This is a genomic window from Clavibacter sp. B3I6, assembly GCF_030816895.1.
Classification (GTDB): Bacteria; Actinomycetota; Actinomycetes; order Actinomycetales; family Microbacteriaceae; genus Clavibacter.
The window spans coordinates 849,571-864,696 of the sequence record NZ_JAUSYL010000001.1 but is presented as its reverse complement, the minus strand read 5'-3'; the positions used below and the strand labels follow the sequence as shown (position 1 = coordinate 864,696).

Sequence of the window (15,126 nt, the reverse complement as noted above, 5' to 3'; positions counted from 1 at the left end):
GGACGGCCCCGGCGGGATCGCCGCCTGATCAGCATCCTGTGCGGGTGCAGACGCGGACGCCCCTCGACACCATCGCCGGCCGCGTGCGGGAGCGCCTGCGGGACGACGGATCGGCGCCCGACCCGGCGGGCACGGCGGCCGTGGTGCGCGAGGAGGTCCGGCGCTTCGCGGAGCAGGCGCTCGGATCCGACACCCGGCTCGTCGACGACGAGGCGGCCACCGAGCGGCAGGTGCTCGCGCGCATCACGGGCTTCGGGGCGCTGCAGCCGCTCCTCGACGACGACGCGATCGAGGAGATCTGGATCAACGCCCCCACGCGCGTGTTCGTGGCGCGGGCCGGCGTCCCCGAGCTGACCTCGCTCGTCCTCTCCGACGCGGAGGTGCGCGACCTGGTCGAGCGGATGCTGCAGTCGTCCGGGCGACGGGTCGACCTGTCGACGCCGTTCGTGGACGCGTCGCTGCCCGACGGGTCGCGCCTGCACGTGGTCATTCCGGACGTCACACGGCGCCACTGGGCCGTCAACATCCGCAAGTTCTCCCGGCGGATCCGCGACCTCGACCACCTCGTGGCGCTCAGCAGCCTGCCGCTGCAGGCCGCGGAGTTCCTCCGGATGAGCGTGCGCGCGGGCCTGTCCATCGTGGTGAGCGGTGCGACCCACACCGGCAAGACCACCATGATCGACGCGCTCCTCGCCTCGGCCCGCGCGTCCGACCGCATCGTCACGGTGGAGGAGACGTTCGAGCTCGATCCCGCGGGCCGCGACGTCGTGGCCATGCAGTGCCGGCAACCGAGCCTCGAGGGCTCCGGCGAGATCACGCTGCGCCGCCTCATCAAGGAGGCGCTGCGGATGCGGCCCGACCGGCTCGTGGTCGGCGAGGTGCGCGAGGCGGAGTGCCTCGACCTCCTCATCGCGCTCAACTCCGGCGTGCCGGGCATGTGCTCGATCCACGCGAACAGCGCGCGCGAGGCGCTCGTCAAGCTGTGCACGCTGCCGCTGCTCGCGGGGCGCAACATCGACGCCGCCTTCGTGGTCCCCACCGTCGCGACGTCGGTCGACCTCGTCGTGCACCTCGAGGTGCTGCCGTCGGGCGCCCGCCGCGTGGTCGAGATCCTCGCGCCCGGCGGCCGGCACTCCGGCATGGTCATCGAGGCGAGCTCGGTCTTCGCGCTGGAGGACGGGATGCTGACCGCGACGGGCGGACAGCCGGCGCACCTCGGCAAGTACCGGTCGGCGGGGCTCGACCCGCTCCGGATCCTGGTGGGGGCGCCGTGAGCGCCGCCCTCGGCCTCGCCCTCGGCGCGGGCCTCGTCCTCCTCCTCGCGCCGTGGATCTGGCCGGCGGCAGGGGGTGCCGCAGGTCGGGGTCGCGGTGTGGCGGCCGCGGTGCACGACCGCCTCACGCACGCCGGGCTGGAGCGGGTGTCCGTCAGCTCGTTCCTCGCGATCTCCGCCCTCGTCGGGCTCGCGGCCGCCCTGCTGGTGGAGGCCCTCCTCCGCGTGGACGCCGCGGCGCTGGCCGCCGGCATCGCGGGGCTCCTCCTCCCGTGGGTCGTGGTGGGCGCGCGTTCCACGGCCCGGCGTCGGGCGCAGCGCGCCGTCTGGCCGGACGTGGTCGACCACCTCGTGAGCGCGGTGCGGGCGGGCCTGGGTCTCCCGGACGCCGTGGCCTCGCTCGCCGTCGCCGGTCCGACCGTCCTCCGGCCGGCGTTCCGGGACTTCGCGTCCGTGCACCGCACGACCGGCAGCTTCGCCGTCGCGCTCGACGAGCTGAAGGATCGGCTGGCGGACCCCACCGCCGACCGCATCCTCGAGACGCTGCGGATGGCGCGCGAGGTGGGCGGCACCCAGCTCCCCGACGTCCTCCGCGGCCTCGCCCGCTTCCTCCGCGAGGAGGCGGCCATCCGCAGCGAGGCCGAGGCGCGGCAGTCGTGGGTGGTGAACGCGGCCAAGCTCGGGGTCGCCGCGCCGTGGATCATCCTGGCGCTGCTGTCGACCCGACCCGAGGCCGCTGCCGCCTACGACACGACCGCCGGCACCGTGGTCATCGTGATCGGCCTCGCCGTCTCGGCGGTCGCCTACCGCCTGATGCTCGCCCTCGGGCGCCTGCCGGAGGACCGGAGGTGGTTCGCGTGACGGGAGCGGAGTCCTGGGGCGCCGTGCTCGGGTTGCTGGCGGGCCTCGGCCTCTGGTCGATGATGGGCGCGATCCCGCGCCTGCGCCGGGCGCGCCTGCTCGACCGCGTGGCCCCGCACGTGCTCGACGTGTCCGAGGGCGCGCGTCGGCACCTCGCGCTCACCACCGTGCACCCCCTGCCCGTGCTCGGCACGCTCGGCGCTCCGGTGGTCGTCCCGCTGCGTCGCGGCCTCGCGCGCGTGCTGGGCGGGACGGAGCGGATCGAGCGGCTGCTGGGTCAGGCCGGCGCCGCCGAGGACGTCGAGCGCCACCGGTCGCGCCAGCTCGTGGGGCTCGTGCTCGGGGCGGCCGCGGGAGCCGTCGCCGCCGCGCTCACCGGGGGCGCGGTCCTCGTCGCCGGGTCCGTCCCGCAGACGCAGCTGGTCGGGATCCCCCTCGTGGCCGCCGTCGCGGGGCTCGTCGCGTGCGACTCGGAGCTCGAGCGACGGGCCACCCGCCGCATCGCGCGGATCTCCGCGGAGCTGCCCACGGTGCTGGAGTTCCTCGCGCTCAGCCTCGCGGCGGGGGAGGGGCTGCTCGACGCGCTCCGCCGCGTCGCCCGCGTGGGGTCCGGGGAGCTCGCGGGGGAATTGGGCCGCGTCGTCGCCGACGTCGGCACGGGCATCCCGGTCACACGCGCCTTCGACGACCTCGCCCGGCGCCTGGCCCTGCCGTCCGTGTCCCGCCTCGTGGACCAGCTGGCCGGATCCCTCGAACGCGGCACGCCGCTCGCGGAGGTCCTCCGCGCCCAGGCGCAGGACGCGCGCGAGGTCGCCAAGCGCGAGCTGCTCGAGAGCGCGGGACGCAAGGAGGTGGGGATGCTCGTGCCCCTGGTGTTCCTGATCCTCCCGCTCACCATCGTCTTCGCCCTGTTCCCCGGCGTCGTCGTCCTGCAGCTCGGGCTGTAGGCGGACGCCCACCATCACCGACCATCGACCGAGAGGCACGACATGACCGACGAACGAGGGATCCCGACGTGGACGCGGACGCCCGGCGCCGCATGGGACGACGACCGGGGGGGACGTGCCCGGCTGGGTGCTCATCACGCTCATGACGGCCGGGCTCGTCGTCATCCTGTGGGGCGTCGCCGGACCCCTGCTGCAGCACGTGTTCACGCAGGCCATCGACCGGGTCACGTCGTTCTGATGCGCGACGACCGCGGCTCGGCCCCCGCCGAGTTCGTCATGGTCGGGGCGCTGCTCGTGGTCCTCGCGCTCTCGGTGGTCCAGCTCGCCCTGGCCCTGCACGTGCGGACGACCGTGCTGGACGCGGCCGCCGAGGGCGCGCGCACCGCGGCGCTCGCCGGGGCGACGCGTGCCGACGGCGTCGATCGCACGCGGGATCTCATCACGACGGCTGTGGGGGAGCGGTACGCGGAGGACGTGACCGCGAGCACGGGCGCCGTGCTCGGGCACGCGGTCGTGAGCGTGACGGTCCGCACGACGCTTCCGCTCGTGGGCCTCCTCGGCGTCGACCGCGGGCTGGAGGTGACGGGGCATGCGGCTGTCGAGCGGCTGGGCTGACGATCGGGGGTCCGCGTCGCTCGAGCTCATCACCGCGGGCGTGCTCCTGCTCGTGCCGCTCGTCTACCTCGTCGTCGCCCTCTCGGCCATCCAGGGTGCCGCGCTCGCGACGGAGGGCGCGGCCCGCCAGGCGGCTCGCGTCTACGTCCGGGCCGACGACGACGCGTCCGGGCGGCGGGAGGCCCGCGCGGCCGTCGACGTCGCGCTCGCCGACCAGGGCGTGGCGCCCGACGGCATCGTGCTCGACATCACCTGCACCCCGGATCCTCGGCGATGCCACGCGCCCCGCTCGCTCGTGCGCGTCTCCGTACGGGTCGCGGCCGCGCTGCCGCTGGCTCCGTCCGTCGTGGGCCCGGACGCGCCGGGCGCGGTGACGGTCCGCGGCACCGCCGACGAGCGGATCTCCGTCTTCGCGCGGTCGGCGCGATGACGTCCGCGCACCGCGGGCGACACCCGGCCGTCCCCACGGCATGCGGGTGGGCGGGATCCGCGGACGATGGCTCGATCCTGCCGCTGGTCATCGCGTCCTGCGCGCTCGGCCTGGCCGTGATCCTGATGGTGTCGGCGGCGTCGTCGCTCTACCTCGAGCGCGTGCGGCTCTTCTCCCTCGCGGACGCCGCCGCGCTGGCGGGCGCGGAGTCCTTCGACGTGGACCTCGACGGCCGCCCGGCGGCGGGTAACGCGGATGGCGGCAGGATCGCGCTCCCACCCCTGACGGACGACGGCGTCGCCGCCGCGGTCGCGGGCTTCCTGGCCGACGAGCCGACCGACGGCCTCCACGACCTCCACCTGGACCGCGCTGACACGCCCGACGGCCGGAGCGCCCGCGTCACGCTGTCCGCCACCTGGATCCCGCCGGTCGCGTCGCTGCTCGCCCCGGAGGGCGTGCGCATCGACGTCACCAGCACGGCCCGCAGCGTGCTGGTCGGGCCGGGAGGCGCGCCGGCGGGTCCGGCCGGCGGCGGTTGATCCGCGCTCGCGTGACCGGGTACGTCAGAGAGCGGGTCGTGGCTTCCGCGGCACGTACCGCGGCACGTACCGCAGGAGGATCCCGGCGCCGATGAGCCCGAGCACCCCCATCACGCCGCTCGCGATCGTGAGCGACGCGGCCGCGGTGATCGCCGCGATGAGGAGCGGGGAGGCGGCGCTCCCGGCGTCGCCCGTGAACCGCCACGCGCCGAGGAAGGGCGCCGGGTCGTCCTTCGGCGCGAGGTCGGAGCCGAGGGTCATGAGGATCCCGGAGCCGATGCCGTTCGCGACCGACATGAACATGGCGACGCCGATGAACCACTGCACGCTCGTCGGCAGGTCGGGCGTGAGCGCGAGCGCGAGGTAGCCGATGCCGAGCCCCACCATCGACGGCACGGCGCTCCAGAGGCGGCCGAAGCGGTCCATGATCTGGCCGCTGGCGTAGAAGAGGGCGAAGTCCACGCCTCCCGCGATGCCGATGATGAGCGCCGTGTTCGCGTCCGAGATGCCGATGCTCACGGCCCAGAGGGGGAGGAGCACGCCGCGGCCCGCGCGCATCGCGCCGATGAGGGCCGCGCCCGAGCCGAGCTTCACGAGCACGCCCTTGAAGCGCCAGAGCGTCCGGCCGAGGCCCGCGGAGCGCTTGGCCGCCGCAGCGGGAGCGGTACCGGCGGCCGCGGCGACGGACTCGTCGTCCTGCGGCTCGCCGGAGGTCGCGGGCGCCGCGCTCTGCAGGTCGGCCGCGCGGTTGCGGCGCACGACCTCCATCGGGTCGGGCAGCACCAGGAGCGTCACGGCGGCCGCGAGGCACGCGACGATGTGGATCGCGAACGCCGACTGCGACGCCCCCGTCAGGTGGATCACCGCGGCGGCGAGGAACGGACCCACGAAGTAGCCGGCGCGGAACGTGCCGCCGAGCGTCGACAGGGCCCGGGCGCGGTACGCCTGGGGCACGAAGCTCGTCATGAAGGCGTGCCGGGCGAGCGCGAAGACGGCCGTCGAGACGCCGATCAGGAAGACGCCCACGCCGAGCACGAGCGGGTTCGGCGCGAGGAGGCAGAGCAGCAGGCCGCCGATGGAGACGAAGGCCGCGCCGATCATCGCGGTCCGCTCGCCGATCCGGCTCACCACGGAGCCGCTGGGGATGTCGCCCACCAGCTCGCCGAGCATGATCATGCCGCCGATGAACGCGGCGATCGCGAGCGAGGCGCCGAGGCTGCCGGCCACGATCGGGATGATGGGGATGATCGCCCCCTCCCCGATGGAGAACAGGAGCGCGGGGAGCAGCGCCGGGAGCGCGACCGCGCGCAGGGAGAAGGGGGTCTCGGGGGTCGACATCGTGTCCGAGCCTACGCGCGGGCGCGCTCGTCCCCGGACGTCGCCGACGACCCGGACGGTAGGCTGGGCGGCACCATGATCGACCAGGACTTCTCTTCGCGGATCACAGAATTGCGCGACACTTACTCCAACATCCGCTCCGTCGTCGGCGTCGAGCGCCTGCAGCAGGAGGTCGAGGAGCTGAGCGCCCAGGCGGGGGAGCCGGACCTCTGGGACGACACCGAGAAGGCGCAGAAGGTCACGAGCGACCTGAGCCACCGCCAGACCGAGCTGAAGCGCATCGACGAGCTGCAGCGCCGCCTGGACGACCTCGACGTGCTCGTGGAGATGGCCAAGGACGACGAGGAGTCCGCCGAGGAGGCGGTCGTCGAGCTCGACGGCATCACGAAGATCATGGACGAGCTCGAGGTGCAGACGCTCCTCAACGGCGAGTTCGACCCGCGCCCTGCGGTCGTCACCATCCGCGCGGGTGCCGGCGGCGTCGACGCGGCCGACTTCGCCGAGATGCTCATGCGCATGTACCTGCGCTGGGCCGAGCAGCACGACTACCGCGCCACCGTGCTCGACACGTCCTACGCGGAGGAGGCGGGCATCAAGTCGGCGACCTTCGAGATCGACGCGCCCTACGCCTTCGGCACGCTGTCGGTCGAGGCCGGCACGCACCGCCTCGTGCGCATGAGCCCCTTCAACTCGGCGGGCAAGCGCCAGACGTCGTTCGCGGCCGTCGAGGTCGTGCCGCTCATCGAGCAGACCGAGTCGATCGAGATCCCCGAGAACGACATGCGGGTCGACGTCTTCCGCTCCTCCGGCCCCGGCGGACAGTCGGTCAACACGACCGACTCCGCGGTGCGCATCACCCACCTGCCCACGGGCATCGTCGTCACCTGCCAGAACGAGAAGAGCCAGATCCAGAACCGCGCCGCCGCCCTCCGCGTGCTGCAGTCGCGCCTGCTCCTCGTGCAGCGCGAGCAGGAGGCTGCCACCAAGAAGGAGCTCGCCGGCAACATCACGGCGAGCTGGGGCGACCAGATGCGCAGCTACGTGCTGGCGCCGTACCAGATGGTCAAGGACCTCCGCACGGAGCACGAGGTCAACAACCCGTCGAACGTCTTCGACGGCGACCTCGACGGCTTCATCTCCGCGGGGATCCGCTGGCGGAAGTCGCCCGAGCGCGCCTGAGAGACTCCGCGCGGACCGCTCCCCGCGGTGAGTCGATGCGGCGATTGACCGGTCCCGTGCCTAGGGTCGTACCGACATGATCAGGTTCGACCACGTATCCAAGGTGTATCCCGGCAACCCCCGACCGGCGCTGAGCTCCGTCGACCTCGAGATCCTGCGGGGGGAGTTCGTCTTCCTCGTCGGCGCCTCCGGGTCCGGCAAGTCCAGCTTCCTGCGTCTCGTGCTCAAGGAGGACCGGCCCACCCAGGGCACGATCCACGTCCTGGGCCAGCAGCTGAACCAGCTGTCGAGCCGCAAGGTCCCGTACTACCGGCGCAGCCTGGGGGTGGTGTTCCAGGACTTCCGGCTGCTCCCCAACAAGTCGGTGTTCGACAACGTCGCCTTCACCCTCCAGGTGATCGGCAAGTCGCGCGGCTTCATCCAGGAGGCCGTCCCCGACGTCCTCGCCATGGTGGGCCTGCAGGGCAAGGAGCAGCGCCTCCCGCACGAGCTCTCCGGCGGCGAGCAGCAGCGCGTCGCGATCGCGCGCGCCGTGGTCAACAAGCCCGCCGTGCTCCTCGCCGACGAGCCGACCGGCAACCTGGACCCGCTCACGAGCGCGGGCATCATGCAGGTGCTGGAGCGGATCAACGCCAACGGCACCACGGTCATCATGGCCACCCACGACTCCGGCATCGTCGACCAGATGCAGAAGCGCGTCATCGAGCTGATCGGCGGCGAGGTCGTCCGCGACGAGCTCGGCGGCCAGTACCAGACGTCCGCTATCGACCTGCCCCGCACGGCGGAGAACCCGGTCGGCGTGAACCCGGAGCACCCGCCCGTCGCCGCGCCGACGCCGGTCTTCGTGCCCGCGGCCCCGCTGCCGGCACCCGCGCGGTCCACCGCCCCCGCGGAGCCCGCCTCCGGAGCGGAGCGCCGCGAGCAGGCCCGACGGGACAAGCAGCGTCGCGCCGACGAGAAGGCGCGCGCGAAGGAGGCAGCGGCCCGCGAGGCCGCCGCCGCCAAGGCCGCCCGGAAGGCGCCGCGGAAGCCCGCGGAGGCCACCGCGGCTCCCGCCGTCGCCGCGCCCGTGACGCCGTCCGCGCCCGCCGCGTCGGAGTCGGAGTCCGCGCCGCTCGTCCCCGCCACCGCGTCCGACCGGCAGGCGGAACCCGCATCCGATGCGCCGACGCCCCGGGACGACGAGCCGACGCGCGCACCGCGTGAGGACGCTCCGGCCTATGCGCCGTCGGCCTTCGCGGAGGCCGCGCGCGTGGATCCCGCACCGGCACCCGCGCCCGCACCCGAGCGCGGGGCCGACCGCCCCGTGCCGGCCCTCGAGGACCGCCCGCAGCGCGGTCGTCCGGAACCCGTCCGCCGGGAGTCGGTCGAGCAGGCGCCGTCCCGCATGATCCCCGTGATCCGGGATGAGGCACCCGTCGAGGCCGAGGCGCCCGTCGTCGACGACGCCCCACCGGCCCCGCCGACGCCGCCGAGCCGGCGCAACGGAGGAGGAGCGGCCCCCTCGGCCCCGAGCACCGGATCCATCCGGCGGCTCCCCGAGGGCACCGGCGTGATCCGCCTCCCCGACCTGTCCGACGGGCAGGGCGGCGACGCGCCCGCGGACGGACGCGACGACGCCGAGCTCGCCGAGCTCGGACTGGCCGAGAAGCTGGGCCTCCGCGGCCGCGGCGAGTCACCGGACGACACCGGTGCACAGGATGTGGGGCCCACGCGATGAGACTCGGACTCGTCCTCTCCGAGGTCGGCCACGGCCTCCGTCGGAACGTCAGCATGGTCGTCTCGGTCGTGCTCGTCACCTTCATCTCGCTCACGTTCGTGGGCGCCGCCGTCCTGTTGCAGATGCAGATCGGCCAGATGAAGAACTACTGGTACGACCGCGCGCAGGTCGCGATCGACTTCTGCACCGACACCTCGGTGCCGAGCGAGACGTGCGTCAACGGCAAGGCCACCCAGGAGCAGATCGACGCGGTCGAGGAGCGCCTCGACAGCGACACGCTCGCCCCGTTCATCGACAAGTACTACTTCGAGGACCAGGACACCGCGTACGCGAACTTCCAGGAGCAGTTCCAGGGCGATCCGGTCACCGAGCTGGTGCAGCCGGAGTTCCTCAACGAGGCGTTCTGGGTGAACCTCAAGGACCCGTCGAAGTCCGACATCCTCAGCGACAGCCTCTCGGGGCTCGCGGGCGTCGAGAACGTGACGGACCAGCGCCAGTACCTCGACCAGATCTTCTCGATCCTCAACGCCGCCAGCCTCACCGCCGTCGGCATCGCGGGGCTCATGCTCGTGGCCGCCGCGCTCCTCATCGCCACCACCATCCGGCTGTCCGCGTTCTCGCGGAGACGGGAGCTGGGCATCATGAGGCTGGTCGGGGCGTCGAACCGCTTCATCCAGACCCCGTTCATCCTCGAGGGCGTGTTCGCGGCCCTCATCGGGTCGGTGCTCGCGAGCGCGGCGACTGTTGCGCTGGTGCGGTTCTTCGTGCAGGGCTTCCTGAGCTCCCGGCTCACGTCGATATCGCTCGTGAACATGGACGACGCGCTGCTCGTCGTGCCCATCCTGCTGGGGGTCGGCGTCGTGCTGGCGGCGGTCTCGGCGAACTTCGCCATCAGCCGCTACCTGCGGATCTGATCCTCCGGTAGGCTGATGGGCTGCCCGGTTCCGGGCGCTCCACCCCGATCATCGAGGAGTCCACCGTGCCCAGGGAACGTGGCGAGAAGGTGGTGGCGACCAACCGCAAGGCGCGCCACGACTACACCATCGAGTCGACCTACGAGGCCGGCCTCGTGCTCACCGGCACCGAGGTCAAGTCGCTCCGCCAGGGCCGTGCGTCGCTCGTCGACGGCTACGCCTTCGTCGACGCGGGCGAGGCCTGGCTCGACGCTGTGCACATCCCCGAGTACAACCAGGGCACCTGGAACAACCACCCGGTTCGGCGGAAGCGGAAGCTCCTCCTGCACAAGGAGCAGATCCTCAAGATCCACTCCAAGGTGAAGGAGGGCGGCTACACGGTCGTCCCGCTCCAGCTCTACTTCGTGGACGGCCGGGCCAAGGTCGAGCTCGCCATCGCGAAGGGCAAGAAGGAGTACGACAAGCGCCAGACGCTCCGCGAGCGCCAGGACAAGCGCGAGGCGGACCGCGCCATGTCGTCGCACCGCCGCCTCGGCGAGTAGGCACCTGCCGGTCCTGGCCGGTGGTGCGGCCGGCTCCCATCGGCTATCATTGAGGGCTGGTCGGGGTTCGCTCCGGCCGCGATTGACAACTCGACAGCGTGGAACATGCGACCCGGCTCGGGCACCAGCAGGTGCACGGTCGTGCATGGGGATGATCGGTTTCGACATTGCCTGCAAAACTGCGAGAAGCGGGTCGAGGATGCAGGGCTATCTCGTAAACGCTCTCTGCAAAATACAACTGCCAATAACAAGCAGTCGTCCTTCGCTCTCGCTGCCTAAGCGAGCGCACTAACAGGACCGTCGACCCGGTGATGCTCTCTATCCGGTAAGTCGGCGTCAGATTAGGGAGCTCGCTGCGCGGTCGTGCCTCAGGGCCGCGCGGGACTCGAACTGAGGCTGGGCCCGTCGGATCAGACGCCAGGAGCAAGTTCCGGGGCCGAGCAGGACGTCTTTCCTGGATACACCCGTAGAAGGCGCAGGCTTACAGCAGTGGACCGGGGTTCGATTCCCCGCATCTCCACCATCGCGTCGCATGTCCCACGCTCGTCGAGAGGCCGGATCCGTCCGGCCGAGGAGAGGCCCCGTCCATCAGGACGGGGCCTCTCCTCCGTCCGGGGTCAGCCGACCGGTGCGCGCGGCGCGGCCGGGGCGGGGGCGCCCGGGTCCGACGCCGCGAGGGCCGGCGCCGTCGTCTCCAGCGCGGGTGATCCCGTCGGCCGGCGTCGCCGCTTGCGGCCACCCGACCGCCCGTACACGAGGTACATCGTGAGGCCCATGATGATCATGAGCAGCACCGTGTAGACGAACGTGATGCTCATCGAGTCGAGGTTCGCCTCGCCCTCCGTGCTCGCCTTGATCGCGATGCCGAGCGGCTCGTACAGCGGCTGGTAGAGGAACACCGCCGCGTCGTAGTCGTCGAGCAGGCTGTTGAAGTTGAGCGCCGTGATCGCCGCCACCGTCGGGATCACGAGCGGCACCAGCACGCGCCGGAACGTCGTGAGCGACCGGGCGCCGAGGATGCGCGCGGCGTCCTCGAGCGACTGCGGCACGCTCGCGAACGCGGCCTTCAGGAGCCGGAGCGTGAAGGGCACCTTGACGATGATGTACGCCACGAGCAGCAGCCAGGTCGTGCCCGTGAGCACCTGCCCGCCGATGAGCGGCTGCGGCCGGTCGAAGGTCTGCAGGAGCGCGAGCGCGATGAGGATCGTCGGCAGGATCCACGGGATGTGCAGCAGGTACTCGATCGTCGCGGTGGCCCAGTTGCGGTTCCGCTGCACGAGCCGCGCCACGAACAGGAGCCCCGCCACGACGATCACGGCGGCCAGCGCGCTGTAGACGAGGCTCACGATGAACGGCCGGAGCACGTCCGGGGAGCCGAGCACGGTCGCGTAGTTCCCGAGAGTGAACGAGTCGAGCGTGATCGTCCCCGTCTGGACGCTCTTCGAGTCGAGGAACGAGAACAGCACGATGAGGAGCACGGGCAGCGCGTAGACCACGAACAGCGCGTACGCGACCACGTGCACGACGGCGTTGACCACGGGGTTCCGGATGCGCTGCTTCTGCAGCGGCGTCGCGACCTTGGCCACGGAGAAGTACACGCCCGACTTCTCGACGCGGTTCATGATCGCGAGCAGCACGATGGTCGCGACGCCCAGCACGATCGCGAGCAGCGCCGCGAGGTCCCGGGAGCTCGAGCTCTTGGAGAAGGTGACGATCATGGGCGCGACCGTCTGGAATCCCGTGCCCCCGAGGACCAGGGGAGCGGTGAGCGCCCCGAGGCCGGTGAGGAACGTGAGCACCGTGACCGCGAAGATCATGGGGCGCAGCGCCGGCAGCACGATGCGGAAGAGGATGCGGCCGGTGCCCGCGCCCATGCTGCGGGCCGCCTCGATGGTCTGGTGGTCGATGGCCGCGAGGGAGGAGCGGAGGAACAGCATGTGGTTCGTGGTGGTCGCGAAGGTCATCACGATGACGACCGCGAAGTAGCCGCTGAACCAGTCGGGGTCGAGGTCGGGGAACGCCCGCTGCGCGATCGCCGTGACGAACCCGTACCGCCCGTAGATGAAGTTGTAGCCGGCGGCCAGCACGATGCCGCCGTAGATGAGCGTGGTGGCGTAGCCGAGCCAGAGCACGCGGGATCCGCGCACCACGAAGTACTCGGTGACCAGCACGATGAAGATGCCGACGACGTTCACCGTGACGGCGAGCGTGACGGCCAGCAGCAGGCTGTTGCCGACGCTGCGCATGGCCCGGTCGGAGCTCACGAGCTTCTCCAGCGCCCGGCCGCTGAACGACCCGTCGGGGAAGAACGTGGTGACGAGGAGGTTCGCGTTCGGGAAGACGAGGAACGTGACGATGAACCACAGCGCGGCGATGAGCACCACGACGCCGAGGGGGGAGCGCAGCAGCGCGCGGACGGGGGTGCGCACGGCTACGACCGGTACCGGAGGATCGCGGACGGGTCGATGCCCACGGCGACCTCGGTCCCGGGGGCGAGCGGCGGCGCGCCCGTCTCGGCGACGAGCGCGTCGACGGCATCGTCCCCGAGGTCGACCCGGTAGGTGCTGTACGAGCCGTGATACGAGCGCTCGGCGACCACGCCGTCGAGCCGCACGCGGCCCGCGTCGACGGGGACGGCGTCGCGCGGCTGCACGGAGACGCGCTCGAGCCGCACGTAGGCGCGGTCGGAGGAGTCGAGGCCGGATGCGCCGGCCGCGCGCAGGCGCGCCACGGTCGAGGTGCCGAGGGCGTTGATCGCGCCGACGAAGGTCGCGACGAACTCGGACGCGGACCGGTCGTAGATGTCCTCCGGGGTGCCGACCTGCTCGATCCGCCCCGCGTCGAAGACGGCGATGCGGTCGCTCATCGTCAGCGCCTCCTCCTGGTCGTGCGTGACGTAGACCGTCGTGATCCCGAGCCGCGACTGCAGCCCCTTCAGCTGCTCGCGCAGCTGCACGCGGAGCTTCGCGTCGAGGTTCGACAGCGGCTCGTCGAGCAGGAGGATCCGCGGCTCGAGCACGAGCGCGCGCGCGATGGCCACGCGCTGCTGCTGGCCACCCGAGAGCTCCGCCACGTTCTTGTCCAGCTGCGCGTCGCTCAGCTCGACCTGGTCGGCCATCGCGCGCACCAGCCGGTCGGTCTCCGCCTTGCCGGCCTTCCGCACGGTGAGGCCGAACGCGATGTTCTGCCGCACCGACATGCTCGGGAAGAGCGCGTAGTTCTGGAACACCATCCCGACGCGGCGCTTCTCGCTCGGCAGCCGGGTGGCCACCTGCCCGTCGATCACGATGTCGCCGCGGCTCGGCTCGACGAAGCCGGCGAGGGTCCGCAGCGCCGTCGTCTTGCCGCATCCGGAGGGTCCGAGGAGGGTGAAGAACTCGCCCTCGTGGATCTCCAGGTCGAGCCCCGGGATCGCCACCTGGTCGCCGAAGCGCACCTCGACGTCATCGAAGCGGATCATCAGGGCAGGTACTCCAGCTCGGTCTTCTCGACCCAGTCGGCGATGTGCTCGCGCACGAACCCGTAGTCGACGTCCTGCTTCTCCAGCGACTCGATGAGCTCGGTCACGGCGGGGAGCGCCTTCTCGCGGGCGGTGGTGTTGACGGGGTAGCTCGAGAACTGCTCGGCGAAGGCGCCCTGCACGTCGGCGCCGCCGAACCAGTCGATGAAGGCGCGGGCGCGCTCCTCCTTCTTCGTGCCGGCGATCTCCGCGATCTGCTCGGTCACGAACGGGACGCCGTCCTTCGACGGGACGACCTCGGTGGTGGTGCCGTACTGCTCGTCGCGGGCGGCGATGCCGCTGGAGGGCAGGGTGCCGAAGGCGACCTCGCCGCGCGACAGGCGCGCGTAGAGGTCGGTGCCCTCGACGGAGGGGGAGCCGTTCGCGAAGTACTCCTCGACGACCTTCCATCCCTCGTCGCTGATGCCGAGGTCGCCGTCCGTGTCCTCGTACGGCGCGAGGAGTCCCGCGAGGATGAGCTGCGGGGTCGCCTCGCCGAGGCGCGTGTTCACCTCGTACTTCCCCTCGTACTCGGAGGAGTAGAGGTCGGTGGCGTCATTCGGCACGTCGCCGCCCGAGGTCTGCTTCGCGTCGTGCACGGTGACGATGGCCTGCTCCACGAGCGGCCAGTACGCGCCGTCCTCCGGGTCGCCGGCGGCCTCGTCGACCTCGCCGGACCATGCGGGCGTGTAGGCCGTGATGGCGTCCTCCGCCTTGAGGTTCTCGAAGTACATGTTGTTGAGGCCGAACACCACGTCGCCCACGGGGTTGTTCTTCTCCGCCACGATGCGGTTGGCGAGGTCGGCGCCGCCGAGCCCGACGATCTGGATGTCGAAGCCCGCCTCGGCCGCCTCGGCCGTGACCCAGTCGCCGCGGCCGTCGCCGTTGGAGTTCGTGTAGACGATGAGGGTGTCCCCGGAGGCGGGCGACGCGGCGGGCTCCGCGGGGCCGCTGTCGGCCGACGACCCGCACCCGGCGAGGACGAGCCCGGCCGCGACGGCAGCGGCGAGGGAGGCGGTGAGACGGCGGGAGCGGTTCTTCATGGTGTCCTCTCGGAGGGAGCACGTCGGTGTGCTCGCGGGCGTTCGCACCGTTCCGGCACGAATTCCCCACCCTATGAGCGGGGACCCCGGCCACCGGACCCGGCGGTCGCTGTTGGCTCGCTGTTCAGCATAGGGACACCGACGCCGTTTCCCCGGATGAGGAGGAGGCTGGTCGAGGGCAGGTCGCCCCCGCTCGCGGGAGCGGGAATACATAGCCCGTGTATGG

General features: G+C 72.0%; 15 protein-coding genes and 1 other RNA gene. 12 read left to right on the top strand and 4 right to left on the bottom strand.

What is annotated here, in order from left to right:
• Positions 1-38: 38 nt before the first annotated feature.
• The 7 genes from QFZ62_RS04040 (at position 39) to QFZ62_RS04010 (ending at position 4,665) form a co-directional block, all read left to right on the top strand.
• A complete protein-coding gene (locus QFZ62_RS04040) occupies positions 39-1,274 on the top strand; it encodes a CpaF family protein (protein WP_307502005.1) in 1,236 nt (411 codons plus the stop codon).
• Positions 1,271-2,134 (top strand): type II secretion system F family protein, encoded by an 864-nt coding sequence (locus tag QFZ62_RS04035; protein ID WP_307502002.1) that lies wholly within the window; start codon positions 1,271-1,273, stop codon positions 2,132-2,134. The genes QFZ62_RS04040 and QFZ62_RS04035 overlap by 4 nt, the downstream gene beginning before the upstream one ends.
• On the top strand, positions 2,131-3,081 hold the full coding sequence (locus QFZ62_RS04030) for a type II secretion system F family protein (RefSeq protein WP_307501998.1): 951 nt from the start codon (positions 2,131-2,133) through the stop codon (positions 3,079-3,081). The genes QFZ62_RS04035 and QFZ62_RS04030 overlap by 4 nt, the downstream gene beginning before the upstream one ends.
• Before the next feature lie 115 nt (positions 3,082-3,196).
• Positions 3,197-3,319, top strand: coding sequence for a hypothetical protein (locus QFZ62_RS15590; RefSeq protein ID WP_373425935.1), 123 nt, complete (start codon positions 3,197-3,199; stop codon positions 3,317-3,319).
• The gene (locus tag QFZ62_RS04020) at positions 3,319-3,696 is read left to right on the top strand and encodes a TadE/TadG family type IV pilus assembly protein (RefSeq protein ID WP_307501995.1); all 378 of its coding nucleotides are present in this window, start codon (positions 3,319-3,321) and stop codon (positions 3,694-3,696) included. The genes QFZ62_RS15590 and QFZ62_RS04020 overlap by 1 nt, the downstream gene beginning before the upstream one ends.
• Positions 3,671-4,126, top strand: coding sequence for a hypothetical protein (locus QFZ62_RS04015; protein ID WP_307501993.1), 456 nt, complete (start codon positions 3,671-3,673; stop codon positions 4,124-4,126). The genes QFZ62_RS04020 and QFZ62_RS04015 overlap by 26 nt, the downstream gene beginning before the upstream one ends.
• Positions 4,123-4,665 carry a pilus assembly protein TadG-related protein gene (locus QFZ62_RS04010; protein ID WP_307501990.1) on the top strand — a complete coding sequence of 181 codons (543 nt, stop codon included), beginning with the start codon at positions 4,123-4,125 and terminating at the stop codon, positions 4,663-4,665. Before QFZ62_RS04015 ends, QFZ62_RS04010 begins: the two co-directional genes overlap by 4 nt.
• 24 nt (positions 4,666-4,689) lie before the next feature.
• Here the strand turns inward: QFZ62_RS04010 and QFZ62_RS04005 are convergent, their stop codons facing one another.
• Positions 4,690-6,003: an MFS transporter gene (locus QFZ62_RS04005; protein WP_307501987.1), complete on the bottom strand. Its 1,314-nt coding sequence runs from the start codon at positions 6,001-6,003 to the stop codon at positions 4,690-4,692.
• Between the two features lie 75 nt (positions 6,004-6,078).
• On the opposite strand from QFZ62_RS04005, the gene prfB reads away from it, so the two are divergent.
• From prfB to ssrA, 5 genes are all read left to right on the top strand, one after another.
• A complete protein-coding gene (prfB, locus tag QFZ62_RS04000; protein ID WP_307501984.1) occupies positions 6,079-7,182 on the top strand; it encodes a peptide chain release factor 2 in 1,104 nt (367 codons plus the stop codon).
• Between the two features lie 76 nt (positions 7,183-7,258).
• Positions 7,259-8,902, top strand: a complete 1,644-nt coding sequence (gene ftsE / locus QFZ62_RS03995) for a cell division ATP-binding protein FtsE (protein ID WP_307501982.1) — start codon at positions 7,259-7,261, stop codon at positions 8,900-8,902.
• Entirely contained in the window at positions 8,899-9,816 is a 918-nt protein-coding gene (gene ftsX / locus QFZ62_RS03990; protein WP_307501979.1) for a permease-like cell division protein FtsX, read from the top strand. The genes ftsE and ftsX overlap by 4 nt, the downstream gene beginning before the upstream one ends.
• 65 nt (positions 9,817-9,881) lie before the next feature.
• Positions 9,882-10,358: an SsrA-binding protein SmpB gene (gene smpB, locus QFZ62_RS03985; RefSeq protein WP_012037997.1), complete on the top strand. Its 477-nt coding sequence runs from the start codon at positions 9,882-9,884 to the stop codon at positions 10,356-10,358.
• A gap of 147 nt (positions 10,359-10,505) precedes the next feature.
• Positions 10,506-10,881: a transfer-messenger RNA gene (gene ssrA / locus QFZ62_RS03980) on the top strand.
• A gap of 94 nt (positions 10,882-10,975) precedes the next feature.
• On the opposite strand, the gene QFZ62_RS03975 is transcribed toward ssrA, so the two are convergent.
• Genes QFZ62_RS03975 through QFZ62_RS03965 form a run of 3 tightly spaced genes read right to left on the bottom strand, consistent with a single transcriptional unit; the run spans position 10,976 to position 14,900 of the window.
• The gene (locus QFZ62_RS03975) at positions 10,976-12,787 is read right to left on the bottom strand and encodes an iron ABC transporter permease (protein ID WP_307501972.1); all 1,812 of its coding nucleotides are present in this window, start codon (positions 12,785-12,787) and stop codon (positions 10,976-10,978) included.
• A 2-nt stretch (positions 12,788-12,789) separates the two neighbouring features.
• Positions 12,790-13,818 (bottom strand): ABC transporter ATP-binding protein, encoded by a 1,029-nt coding sequence (locus tag QFZ62_RS03970; RefSeq protein ID WP_307501969.1) that lies wholly within the window; start codon positions 13,816-13,818, stop codon positions 12,790-12,792.
• On the bottom strand, positions 13,818-14,900 hold the full coding sequence (locus QFZ62_RS03965; RefSeq protein WP_307501966.1) for an extracellular solute-binding protein: 1,083 nt from the start codon (positions 14,898-14,900) through the stop codon (positions 13,818-13,820). Before QFZ62_RS03965 ends, QFZ62_RS03970 begins: the two co-directional genes overlap by 1 nt.
• Positions 14,901-15,126: the final 226 nt, after the last annotated feature.

Excerpts from the sequence above, each read along its gene's own strand:
- QFZ62_RS04020 (WP_307501995.1), top strand. The coding sequence starts at position 3,319 with ATGCGCGACGACCGCGGCTCGGCCCCCGCCGAGTTCGTCATGGTCGGG.
- QFZ62_RS04015 (WP_307501993.1), top strand. The coding sequence starts at position 3,671 with ATGCGGCTGTCGAGCGGCTGGGCTGACGATCGGGGGTCCGCGTCGCTC.
- QFZ62_RS04010 (WP_307501990.1), top strand. The coding sequence starts at position 4,123 with ATGACGTCCGCGCACCGCGGGCGACACCCGGCCGTCCCCACGGCATGC.
- QFZ62_RS04005 (WP_307501987.1), bottom strand. The coding sequence starts at position 6,003 with ATGTCGACCCCCGAGACCCCCTTCTCCCTGCGCGCGGTCGCGCTCCCG.
- prfB (WP_307501984.1), top strand. The coding sequence starts at position 6,079 with ATGATCGACCAGGACTTCTCTTCGCGGATCACAGAATTGCGCGACACT.
- ftsE (WP_307501982.1), top strand. The coding sequence starts at position 7,259 with ATGATCAGGTTCGACCACGTATCCAAGGTGTATCCCGGCAACCCCCGA.
- ftsX (WP_307501979.1), top strand. The coding sequence starts at position 8,899 with ATGAGACTCGGACTCGTCCTCTCCGAGGTCGGCCACGGCCTCCGTCGG.
- QFZ62_RS03970 (WP_307501969.1), bottom strand. The coding sequence starts at position 13,818 with ATGATCCGCTTCGATGACGTCGAGGTGCGCTTCGGCGACCAGGTGGCG.
- QFZ62_RS03965 (WP_307501966.1), bottom strand. The coding sequence starts at position 14,900 with ATGAAGAACCGCTCCCGCCGTCTCACCGCCTCCCTCGCCGCTGCCGTC.